Origin of the sequence: Clostridium pasteurianum DSM 525 = ATCC 6013, from assembly GCF_000807255.1 — a bacterium.
Classification (GTDB): Bacteria; Bacillota; Clostridia; order Clostridiales; family Clostridiaceae; genus Clostridium_I; species Clostridium_I pasteurianum.
The window spans coordinates 3,295,881-3,308,092 of record NZ_CP009268.1; the positions used below are offsets into that span (position 1 = coordinate 3,295,881).

The 12,212-nt window shown below is 28.8% G+C and carries 12 protein-coding genes and 1 pseudogene; 1 reads left to right on the plus strand and 12 read right to left on the minus strand.

The window, feature by feature from the left end:
• Nucleotides 1-51: 51 nt before the first annotated feature.
• The 5 genes and pseudogenes from CLPA_RS20925 to CLPA_RS14910 form a co-directional block, all read right to left on the minus strand.
• Nucleotides 52-120: pseudogene (locus CLPA_RS20925) on the minus strand (ATPase); the annotation flags it as partial.
• Between the two features lie 262 nt (nt 121-382).
• The gene (locus tag CLPA_RS14900; protein WP_335617782.1) at nt 383-1,294 is read right to left on the minus strand and encodes a PDDEXK nuclease domain-containing protein; all 912 of its coding nucleotides are present in this window, start codon (nt 1,292-1,294) and stop codon (nt 383-385) included.
• 3 nt (nt 1,295-1,297) lie between these two features.
• On the minus strand, nt 1,298-1,438 hold the full coding sequence (locus CLPA_RS22030; protein ID WP_335617745.1) for a hypothetical protein: 141 nt from the start codon (nt 1,436-1,438) through the stop codon (nt 1,298-1,300).
• A 417-nt stretch (nt 1,439-1,855) separates the two neighbouring features.
• Entirely contained in the window at nt 1,856-3,340 is a 1,485-nt protein-coding gene (locus CLPA_RS14905; protein ID WP_003445450.1) for a phytoene desaturase family protein, read from the minus strand.
• The gene (locus tag CLPA_RS14910) at nt 3,340-3,918 is read right to left on the minus strand and encodes a TetR/AcrR family transcriptional regulator (RefSeq protein ID WP_003445452.1); all 579 of its coding nucleotides are present in this window, start codon (nt 3,916-3,918) and stop codon (nt 3,340-3,342) included. The genes CLPA_RS14905 and CLPA_RS14910 overlap by 1 nt, the downstream gene beginning before the upstream one ends.
• Before the next feature lie 222 nt (nt 3,919-4,140).
• Here CLPA_RS14910 and CLPA_RS14915 point away from each other — a divergent pair, with 222 nt between their 5' ends.
• Nucleotides 4,141-4,764 (plus strand): hypothetical protein, encoded by a 624-nt coding sequence (locus tag CLPA_RS14915; protein WP_003445456.1) that lies wholly within the window; start codon nt 4,141-4,143, stop codon nt 4,762-4,764.
• Nucleotides 4,765-5,013: 249 nt separating this feature from the next.
• Here the strand turns inward: CLPA_RS14915 and CLPA_RS14920 are convergent, their stop codons facing one another.
• The 7 genes from CLPA_RS14920 to CLPA_RS14945 form a co-directional block, all read right to left on the minus strand.
• A complete protein-coding gene (locus tag CLPA_RS14920; RefSeq protein ID WP_003445459.1) occupies nt 5,014-5,130 on the minus strand; it encodes an NUDIX hydrolase in 117 nt (38 codons plus the stop codon).
• Nucleotides 5,131-5,283: 153 nt separating this feature from the next.
• Entirely contained in the window at nt 5,284-5,649 is a 366-nt protein-coding gene (locus tag CLPA_RS20570) for an HIRAN domain-containing protein (RefSeq protein WP_080751525.1), read from the minus strand.
• Entirely contained in the window at nt 5,631-5,975 is a 345-nt protein-coding gene (locus tag CLPA_RS20575) for a HipA N-terminal domain-containing protein (protein ID WP_080751526.1), read from the minus strand. Before CLPA_RS20575 ends, CLPA_RS20570 begins: the two co-directional genes overlap by 19 nt.
• 38 nt (nt 5,976-6,013) lie before the next feature.
• Complete coding sequence (locus tag CLPA_RS14930) at nt 6,014-6,304, minus strand: hypothetical protein (RefSeq protein ID WP_003445461.1); 291 nt, start codon at nt 6,302-6,304, stop codon at nt 6,014-6,016.
• 180 nt (nt 6,305-6,484) lie between these two features.
• Nucleotides 6,485-8,617: a DEAD/DEAH box helicase gene (locus CLPA_RS14935; RefSeq protein WP_003445462.1), complete on the minus strand. Its 2,133-nt coding sequence runs from the start codon at nt 8,615-8,617 to the stop codon at nt 6,485-6,487.
• A gap of 9 nt (nt 8,618-8,626) precedes the next feature.
• Nucleotides 8,627-9,946 carry an ATP-binding protein gene (locus tag CLPA_RS14940; protein WP_003445463.1) on the minus strand — a complete coding sequence of 440 codons (1,320 nt, stop codon included), beginning with the start codon at nt 9,944-9,946 and terminating at the stop codon, nt 8,627-8,629.
• Nucleotides 9,947-9,949: 3 nt separating this feature from the next.
• Entirely contained in the window at nt 9,950-12,136 is a 2,187-nt protein-coding gene (locus CLPA_RS14945; RefSeq protein WP_003445468.1) for a TerB N-terminal domain-containing protein, read from the minus strand.
• Nucleotides 12,137-12,212: the final 76 nt, after the last annotated feature.

Here is a 12,212-nt window from a genome sequence, read left to right on the forward strand (position 1 = left end):
CAAAAAAGATTTTATCAACAAAATTATAATTCATTACTACATAAAAACCTTGTAAATTGACTTATATATTGATGTTTTCCCAACACCATTCACACCTGCAAATATAGTATATGTTGTCATTATTTTTTTACCTATTACTTTTTCTTGTGCCTTTTGTAATGCCAAATCAAATAAATAAACATAAAAATCTTGTTCTTCTTTTGTTTTTGCCTTTTCAAACAATTCTCTTAGATCTTTATGAATACATAAGAAACTGCTCATGTAGGTTGTTTTGTTTATTTGTCCTTTCCATAACATCGTCTCCAATAAAATTAATAGCTTTATTATATGTTATAATCCAAAAAAATGATTTATATAAACACACTGTTACCTAGTGCGTTTATCACTCATCTTCATTCATCCTTTCCTCAATCTCAAGTATCTCTCTATCCTTATTTATTTCTCTCTTTAATTCCTCTTCAGTAGGCATATAGAGCATATACTTAGAAGCAAATATATGTTTACTTTCTTCTAAAATTGAGTATTTTACTATAGTTTCATTCTTTTCAGAACATAATATAATTCCTATGGTTGGATTATCAGCTTCCGCTTTTATTTCTTTCTCGTAATATCTAACATAGAAATCCATTTGTCCTATATCCTGATGGGTTAACTTACCTAGTTTCAAATCTATTAACACAAAACATTTAAGTAAATAATTATAAAAAACTAAATCTATATAGAAATGTTCACCATCTGCTGTAATTCTTTTTTGTCTAGCTACAAAAGCAAATCCTTTACCAAGCTCAAGAAGAAACTGTTGCAAATTATTCATAAGTCCTTGTTCTAAATCTTTTTCAAGAAAATTTTTATTTTCTTTTAAATCAAGGAATTCCAGTACATAAGGATCTTTTATAATATCATTAGGATTTAATCCTGTTTCTAGATCCTTTATTTCATTTCTTACTAGCTTCTTATTTTGACTTGCCAGCAATCGTTCATAATAAAAAGAATTTATCTGTCTTTCCAGTTGTCTTGTACTCCAATTACTTTTTATACATTCATCTATATAAAAATCTCTCTTTTCTTCATTTTCTAATCTCATTAAAAGTCTATAATGAGTCCAACTCAATTCGCTACGCAGTGCGTAGCTATTGTTAAATATCAAATAAAATTGTCTCATATTTCTAAGATTTGACTGTGTAAACCCCTTGCCAAAATCTTTAGTCAATTCTTTTGATAAATTTTTTATAATAAAATCCCCATACTCAGCTTTTTCTTCACCTTTTTGTTCTTCCACTATTAGTTTTCCTATGTTCTAATATGCTTCTACCATATAGAAATTGATAGATGAATATGCCTTTTGGCGAGCTTCAATTAATGTATTTTTTATATTTTCATAAAAACTGTTATTTATCAATTCATTATTATCAAAAGTCAAAATCAATTCACCCCACATTCTTTCTTACTTTTTCCCATTTCACGCAAATCACCTTCCTTAATACAACATTCTTTATTATTAAGATTTACATAAACATACGTTCTTATACAAAATATATATTCTTCCTTGTTTTTATTTTATCAGAATTTTCTGTGATAATCTACATACTAGTCCGCATCATTCTCCCTGTGTTAAGATAGTTATCGTAGTCAAAAAGTGGTAGAATACCTGTTTAAATAGCACCAGCGGCTACGCCGATAGTGATGATGTTAAAGAATTAAAGCTAAAGCAACAAGAAGATGCAAAGAGAATAAAAACCTTAGAGAAAGGCTTACAGTTTAAAGAAAAAGCACTGGCAGAAACAGCAGCATTACTAGTTCTTAGAAAAAAATTACAAGAGATCTTAGTGGAGAACGTGGAAGATTAATAAAACACTCAGATCTTATTTTGAAATACAATATCTGTATCTCTACATAGGTATTGAATTGACCTCCGTCCTGTTTCAACAGCCACAGGCAAGCCGCCGGGACTTCTTAAACGTTGACCAGCAAAATATACATTTTTAATACTTTTACATTTTAAAGGGTAACTTGAAGTTCTTCTCCCCTTACCCATTATAGTCATCCATGAACCTTTATAGGATTTTAAATATCGTTCATAAGTTAACGGTGTTGCAACATCCCAAACTGATACTTTCCCAGCAATCTGTGGATATTTTTTGGCAATAATATCAATAAATGCTTCTGCCAGCTTTTTCTTTTCAATTTCATAAGTCCCACTTTCTTTACACTTTTTCCAATAATCATAGCTATCTCCAATGATAATAGAAGTGATAGCACTACATCCCTCTGGTGCATACCCTTTGTACTTTGCATAATTAATTAGACTTATAGTAGATTCTTCAATGCCTCCGCATACAAAAGGTGTTTCAACTGCAAATGCTATTCTTTCGGGTACATCAGACAAGTCTGCCTCAATTCCTAAACTAATAAATGTATTGAGTGCAGGTTCTGTATTTTTACGCATATCTTCTGCCCAGGTCTCTCTAATAGGTTTATCAAATAAAGTGTCTATGGCAACTCGGGTATCCTGAGTAATAATAACTGAATCCGCTGGTATAAACTCATCCTTTACAACAATTCCTTGAGCAACATCCTTTTTTAATAGCACTTTGCTTACAGTCTTGCCATAGCATATATTGCCGCCTAGTGATTCAAAATATTTTCCCATGCGTTTTGCCATTCCAAGAGAGCCTCCTTCTGGATAACCTCCATCACCTGATGCAAGAGTTGCAAGAGTAAAAATCATCCCAGCAGCACTGTAATCTGATGGTATAATACTCTCTAATAGAAGTCGTAAAAGTGCACTTTTAAATCGCTTTACATATTCCTTCACAGTTTGACCTGAATAAAAAGACATACGAGGCAAAAGAGGCAGCATAGATAAAAAAGTTTTAACTGGCATAGAAGCTTTTTTCTTTACTTTTACATTCTTGATATCCGAAACAGGCATACTCATTTTGGTGAATTTTTCAATATCCCTGCATAGGCGGTTAATTTCCTTCTCATCTTCTGGAGAAATATCTAAAAAGTGGCGACGAAGTTTCTCTACATCACGATAAAGGTATGCAGTTCTAGCATTGTATTCAAAGCTTAGGAAAGGATCTCTATTATAGATTGTTGTAGAATCATCCAGTGCTCTAACTTCACGCCAAAGCCTATTTAAAGGAGTACTTGATAATGATCCTGTCAACCAATGCATGCCACCTTCGAACAGATATCCTTTTCTATACCAGCTGGTTGAAGCTCCTCCTGGTATGGTGTGTGCTTCATAAATACTTACATCAAATCCACTCTGAAGTGCATAAATACCTGCCGTAAGTCCTGAGATGCCTGCTCCTACAATTATTATTTTTTTCATTATATTTTCCCCCTTATTATATCAACAATCCAATCACTTTCCGGACATGGAAAATCCGGATTCATTGCCATCTGCTCAGCAATTCCTTGAATAGCACACCAGTAAGCAATTGCCAGTGCATATGGATTACCCTCTCGAATTGTTCCATTCTGCTGACCTTTTTTAATCAATAAAGTTGTTGGTGTATAGATATCAAACGCATGTATCATATTCTTCACATTCTGTGGTGCTGCTTCATTATAAAAAGCCTGACTCATTAACACAAACATTTTTGCTACAAAGGGCTCAGTTTTTATATAATGAAAAATCTGTTTTACTATCCCCTCAAAAAAATCAATAGGGGCCTTATCTGTTGGTTCTACAACACTCATTGGACCTGAAATACCAAGTTTTATAAGTTCTTCATATAGTTTTTCCTTTGATTGAAAATAGTGGAATAAAAGTCCCACGCTCATACCTAAACTTTCTGCAATATCACTTATTTTTGTAGCAGAATACCCTTTGCGAATAAAAAGATCTAATGCCGCCTCAAGGATTCCGTCTCTTCTCTTTTTCCTTTGCTCTTCTCGAATGCCCAAATATTGAACCTCCATTCATTGAATTTATATTCAATATTATATCTTTAATTTTATAATTGGTCAATGAAAAAGCTTGTATAGTGTTTTTTATGCTGCCATTAATTAAAGTAAGTGAAGAATACACCCAATACTAAAAACATATTCATATATTTCAGAAAGTAATTATAAAAATTGTGATACAATATAAGAATTAAGAAATTTAGAAAGAAGTAAGGAGCATATATGAATAAAGACGTAGTATTAGATAACACTGAATTTGAACAATTAACTGCATCTGAAATTTGGGAAACACTATATAATAAGGAACTTAATTCTAAGAAGAACATCCTAGAATACATTGATATAACAGCGGTGCTTAAAAAGGAAAATATAAATAAGGAGAAGATTAAAGACACCTATAATTATATTTATAAGCATATAGAGCAATTAAAGGGTTCAATAAAACCAAATACAATGATGTATCTAAAGAATAGGCTAAAAACACAGCTTGGAAAGTATGTTAAAGAAAAAGATCCAAAGCCAGTGAATCACTTTATAGAGTTTTTTAAGAAGGCTTATCCTGAAAATACTAGAAGGAAAGATTTCACATGGGTTCTAATGGATATAAATAGTATATCAGAAGATCAGATATGGACTACTTTAACATATATTAATAGAGAGTGTCTAAATAATAAGCTCACTCTGGATTCTGATCAAAAAAATGATATAGTAGGAATAATTAAAAAATTAATTAGTAAGAACAATATTAAGTATATAAATGATCTTAGAACCCTTAAACAATTAATAGATATATTAAATATAAGTATTGTACAGACTGGTAAATCATTTAAGGTAGAACATAAATAAATTTTAAAATGAGTAATTTAAATTATGAGGGAAGAGATTGCTAAGGTAACTAACTCAAATATAAGCTTCCAGCTTATGTCATAATTTTTGAGATTATAAAAATGCAGCTAATTATCCTTTTTTCAAACTAAAAGTTATTAACAATTTTGCCAACAGGTTATCCACAGCAAATAATAAAAATGAGTCTATATTTTAGATTACTATGTAAAATACTTTATGGTGTCAGTCCCCCTAGAAGATGACTGGAAGTCAGATCCTTGCTCCAGGGAATTCCCATAAGCCGGCCATGCTTTTTCCTTGTTGTCTTTTTGCTATTAATATATTGTTATCATTGTTTTTTAGTATGGCTGCTACTATGTTTAGCATTTTTTTTACCTTCTTGAATTACATTACTTTTATGTATCTATTTATAGTATATGAGAAAAAATGATTTTATCAACAGAATTGAGATTGCTGATAAAATCATTTTCTTATAATATTCCATCATAATATTTTTTACTCTTATATATTAAATTATATCTAAATAATGGTTAACTTAACCTTAACACACTCTTCACAACTATCATTACACTCTTTGTTAATTATAGTACATTTAATCTTTCTATTTTCATTGATTGCTTTATATACCGATTTACTAAAGAAAACAGGTATATAACCAATAAGCCTATTTTGTTTATTCGTAATTTTTATAGCATATTTATCATAGATATTATTTAAATCCTTTACTAACAGAAGATTTTCATTAATATTTAAATCTAATTCCGCATATTCATCTGCTTTCTTACAACAATTATAATGTCTAACACCTGCTATATAGAATTCTCTTTCAATATTTTTATCATCCGAAAATATTGGATCTATAAACTCTAAGCTATCAGTTGGCAATTTACCTCCACTTTTTTTAAAAGTTCAAAGGCATCATATTTTTCTAATTTATATTTTGCTAATATTTCTTTTATATCCTTCCTTCTCTTATCTGGCAATCTACTCGGAAATGCTGGAAATACATCATAACTTTCATATATCTCATTTATATTAGGAAATGCTATTAATGGTTCAAATCCATTTTTTATTGCTCTATTTACATCATCAATTTTATACTCAAATTGGTATTTACCATTTTTTGATAGTTCACCAATTACAAATCGTTGTCTTGTTTTATAATCTTTCCAAGTTAAAAAAATATAGTCTCTATCATTATTTCTACTCATTATTAGCCTCCTATTCTCTAAAATATATATTAATAATTCTATTTCTTCTTTCCATTTACACTATATCGTGTTCTGCATTTCTTGCATGTTATATCTAATTTCCATTCTTCTCTTTGTCCAATAGGATTATTTATAAAAGATATCTTATGTCCTGGTTTATAAGTTATCTTTATAAATTTATTATTTCGAGTGCTACTAGCTAATTTTTTAAAACTGTTACTTAATTCACCTTGAATATATGATATTGCCCAACTTGAAGCTATCTCCTTCGCACTATCTAATTGTCCATATGTCCACCATTTATCAGAAGTATCTATATGTCCACACATTGGACAATGTACTTCTTTATCTGATACTTTTTCTTTCCAATCTTGTATATTGATTTTAAAAACATATTCACATTCTTTATTAGGACATAGTCTATCAAGATATTCATTTTTGTCAAAAAGTAATTCAATTTGTATTCCATTATACTTGCCTTCGTTTTCATCTATCTAACATATAAACTATCAATTATCTATTATTCTAAATCTATATTCTTTCAAATACTCCAAAGTACCATCAATATCTATTTCATTAGCCGCATGCATATCGTATTGTAATTCTTCTGGAAGATACTCAATGTATTTTGACTTAAACCATTCATTATCCTTTGTTTCCTTAAATAGTAATTCATTACTCCACTTTTTGCTGCTTATTTCTTCTAAAATCCCATCTAAAGGATATACTCCTGATATTTTTATTCTTCCAAAGGAATCATAGCTTTGAATATTAACCTTTAATGATTTCAGCATCCAGTTTAAAGTTCTAAATATTTTAGTACCTGTAAAAGTTTCGAAGCACATTTCGTCTTTGTATCTCCATATTATTCTTTCACTTGGATCAACTTTGAAAATTTCATATGGTTTTCTCAGTTCATTTAATAGAGCAAGAGCATTATGATTTATATAACTAAATTCATTTTTAGAACATAATATATCCATCATCTTTTCGAGTATTTTAGAATTTAACTTTCTTTCTCCACTAGAATACTTTGGGGGTTTAGCATTAGAGGCTTTTTCTACATATATCTTTCCTCTTTTAGTATCAATACTTATTATAGACCATAGTTTACCTGCTAAAATTATATTATCTCCTATATTAATCTGAAAATTTCTATCTAACTGTCCTATCTTTTTATTTCCATTTTGCACTATATATTCTTCAGGGCTCATAAAAACTGAATAAAAGTCTTTACTCCTAAGTATTCGCTCTCCTTCAATTCCTACTATACACTCATTACTGCCCTTAATAAGTTCTAAATACTCTTTTTCCAACATATGTCCTATCAAAATTCTTATCTTTTCATTATCCAAGGTATTAAATATTAGAATATCCTTAATTTTGTTTAATAAATTTTCAAGAGTTAACCCATTAGTTTCATTAGATATAGATATTATCTGATGAAAAAGTATGTCATAAGGCAATGGATATCCTTCAGCTGGTTCTATCCATTTTTCAAGGAGTAATTCCATTACAGCTAAAGATTGTAATAAACTATCTTTAGACGTAGTATATAACTGTAACAATTGATTTGAATCTTTCTTTCTGCCAGAACGCCCAAGCCTTTGCTTTAAAGATGATACTGTAAATGTACTATCTACTTGAACTACAAATTCAATTGTCCCTATATCTATACCTAATTCAAGAGAATTTGTAGCAACAACACTTTTAGGTACACCAGCCTTAGCCATACTCTTTTCCACATATTCTCTTTCCTTTTTATCTATTGAGGAATGATGGGCATAGTAACTTTCTAATAATCCTTCTTTTTCGGCTAGTCGATTTAGCAATACAGTAGTTTCTTCTACCTCTCCTCTACTATTACAAAATATTATTGATTTATTTTTTTTAGTTAAATTTCTCATATCTTCAAAAAGCTCTAATGGCTTTTTCCCACTTTTATCGCAATCAAAATGCATAAGAGAATAATATAGCTGTTTATCACTATCTTTTACTTCAACAATCTCCACGTTATCCTTATCTTTAAAATTAATCCATTCCTTTACAAAGTTAAAATTTTCAACGGTAGCAGATAAACCTATTATTCTTGGTCTTCTCAAATTATAATTTTCTATTCTGTATAACAATGATCTTAACTGGACTCCCCTTGCACTATTTAAAAAAGAATGGATTTCATCTACTATTATAAAATCAACTTCTTTAAATATTTCACTTACACTTTCCGTTCTATTTATCAATAAACTTTCAATTGATTCTGGAGTTATCTGCAATATTCCTGATGAATTTTTTATAAATTTATTTTTCCTAGTTTGACTTATATCACCATGCCATGCATTTATAGTAATCTCAAGATTATTACAAAGATTTTCTATTCTCTCAAACTGATTGTTTATTAAAGCTTTAAGCGGAGAAATATATATAAGTTTTAGCTTTTCTTTTGCACTGTTTTCAATTAAACTTAATATTGGCAAAAAAGCTGCCTCCGTTTTACCAGAAGCAGTGCCTGAACAGACAACAACATCTTTATTGGTATTAATTATTATTGGAATTGTTTTATCCTGTATAAGAGTAAAATTATCCCAATGCATATCCCATACTTTCTTTTGCATATTTTTAGACAATAGATTAAAAGAACTCATATTTTCCTCCTATTGATTAGCTCGTTTAAACCTACTCATTAAATCTTCATTTAATTTATTATTATTCTCATTACTGTTTTTACCAAAAATTTGCTTATGATCAAAATCAGGATTTTGATGAATTATATTTAAAGCACCTATGAAATCTCTTACCACATCTCTAGTAGTCATATTTTCTTTTGCACCTGGTCTCGAATACTCATTTTTTATAAATTCTTTTATTTCTTCATCAGATACATTCTTTATGTATCCATAATGTGCCTCATGAATATCTCTAACCTTTTGTAATAAAACAAAGGTCTCATCATTTTGCAGTGGTGTCAATTTTATAACTGGCTGACTTAAATCTCTGAATACATTGGTTTCAAAAGGATTCACTGAAAGTCTGCTCTTTAATGCTTCATAACTGAATATTCCACGTCTTTCATCTTCTAAAAATTCTGGAGTACCACCTATGGTAATATATAGACCTTCCACATTTCCCTGAAGAGTATCATTATATATTTTAAGAATAGTTTCGTAATTTTTATCTCTGGTCTGTGGATGAGTTATTTTATATAAATTTATAGCCTCATCAAAGTTTATTACCAATCCAGAAAATCCTATCTGTTTAACAAATTGAGATAACACTTTTATGTAATCATAATAATTATTATCATTTATAATATCCCTTACTCCAAGATCATTTCTAGCTTCAGTTTTAGTACTATATTCTCCACGAAGCCAACGTAAAGCACATCTTTGAATTTCATTATTATCTTTAACATATCCCTTAAAATAGAGCGTTAGTATTCTTGCGAAATCATAACCTCCCGTTAGCGCATCCATTTTCCCTACAACCTTATTAATTTCAAGTTCTACATCTTTAACAAAATCCTCATTTCCGAATTCTACTGAGCCATACCCTTTTTCAACAGATACTTTTGCTTGAACTTCACTTATCCATTTATCAAGTATTGTGGAAAACGCATTACCATCTGGCACTGTAGCTATAGCAATATTTTTTATTAGTTCTGCATATATTGCAACAGCTTTACCATCACTACCATATAATCGTCTTTCAGGAGTAAAATCTGCTTTTGCTACAATAAAATTTTCTTTAAAGGCTATTTGCTGTATTAATGCCTGAATAAAACTTTTGCCGCTTCCAAAGGGTCCTATAAAAAATTTAATAATAGATGAGCCAGCTTTAATATTTTCTAAATCCTTTAATATCTGCTCTGCTTCTTCATTACGACCGACCATTACATATTGAAGACCTCTATTAGGTACAACCCCCCCCTGAAGTGCAGTTAATATTGCCCCAGAATCTCTTTTTCTTATCTTCACTTATTAATTCATCCTTTCCTTAATTAATTTAACTATATCTTCAAAGTCTTCATATATCTCATAATTATCGTTATTCAATTCTATTATAGTATCCTCAAGATAATTATTTGCCTTTTCGTTAATATTATTTATAAATGTTCCTGCCATCATGCCTTGTTCTCTAAAATAATTATTTGCTTCAGTTACATTTTTCTTTAAGTTTTCAAAAGATGCCAGAAATCTAATTTCACTATCATTAAGAGAGTTTATAAATTCTTCTTCATCTTCATTTTCTTCAATACTTAATAGTTTTTCAAAATTACTATGAGTATCAACTTTACTTTGTATATTGTTATCTTTAATTTTCACTTCTTCCCTTGTTGATTCTGTAATAAATTCATCATTTGACTCTTCTTCGTAACCTTTTTCTCTAAATATATTCTGCAGATTTTCACTTTCCTTATTCAATTTATTAATTTTATCTATATCAAAAACAAAATCTGGTATGCTCTTTTTTTCTTTTTCTGGTTTAGGAATGCTTATATTTTTAGATACTGTATCAGCTTCTTTTACTAACTTAAATCTATCTTTAATATTGCTGCCCTTAGTATTATGTGTCTGGATTTTATTCATTAACAATTTTTCAAAATCATTTGGTAAAATATTATCTTCCACTTTAATTTTCCTATTCTCGCCATTTATTTCACGTGTAACATTTTCACTGATACGAAATAAAGCAGTAATTTGATCATACATTTTCTTTGTTACTGTATGATGTAGTACCTTAGTCTCAAACTCCATTACATCTCTTCCTATAATTGCACTTGAAAATAAATACCTCTTTTCTATAATCTCTTCTTCCTGAAACCATTCTTCAAATAAATCAATGCTTTCTTTATAATAAAGGTCTTTTAATAAAGCAATACTAGCTTTAAAGGTATTATAAATTTTATATTTATATGATTGAAAAAATTTAGTTTCTCTATAATTTTGTATATATGGTTTCCAAATTTGATAAGATATCTTTTCTAGCCTATTTTTACTATGCTGCATATTTTTATATAAATAATCATATTTTTTATCACTCACATACCATTCTTTTGATAATTCTTCTTCTCCAAGTTCAATTAAAAAATCACTAATCCAGCGAGGAAGATAATTTTTTAATTTAGGTTGAGTTTCCTTATAATTATCGTATAATCTTGATAACATGCTAACATTAAAAGCTGCATCTTCATTAAAGCTATAATTTAAAAGTTCATAAGTAAATAGTATTATATAGCTTAAATCTGTATTTGGATATTCTCCATTTAAAACTCTTTCCCTCCAAAAAAAATACCACCTTTTTTGTTCATTGTCTAAAGATTCAAATGTCGTCCAATATTCAAAAAGAGGCTTAAATTCACACTTAATCGCCCTTTTATTTTTATATTTTAAAGAATCCTTTACAAATTCAATACCACTTGTAGAGAAATTTATTTGTACTGTAATGTCATAATGTGATTCTCTATTAGGATTTTTAATTTTTTCTAAAGATTTTAGTATATACTCAGGTGTTTTTAAATTAGAATATTTAGGTATGATTATATCGTCAATTTTATAAAATATATTTTCTGAAATTAAACTTATATTTTTCAAAAAATTAAATTTTTTATTCAAAGAAACGGATTTTTGTGGTGTGTTAATATTAGGCATTTCTTTAGTTTTTATATTAGTATTTCTAATATCCTTTAAAATACCATTACCATTATTTATTTTTTGCTCTTTAATATTATTTATTATATTAATAAATCTTTTTATACCTTCATCAAAATCATTTGCTGTAGTTTTATCTAACTCTTGAAAATTAATACTATTTATTTTGAGGGTATTAATTACATCATCTTGAATAATACTATATTCTCTTTCTCTACTTACATTATATATAATCTCTTTATCTAAAGTATTAATGTCAGCAGCCTCTATTAATTTATTATTTCTAGTGTATTTTTTATTTTTGTAAGAATCATTTTCCTTAGTTTCATTATCTTCAAACCACTTATGTATAAAAAACATATCAATCCAGCCCAAAAATAAAGGAATATAAGTCCAGCAAAATATTAAATATAAAATTGCCCTTTTATACTTTTTTGCATAAAACAAATGTGCTCCAAATATACCAAAAAATAATGCCAGTATGTAACATACAGTCTTTGACCTTTTAGCAAGCAATATTGACCCTCCCAGAATAATTTTATTATTGAACTCAACTCATATTATTCAAAAATCTCTATATATATCCATACTT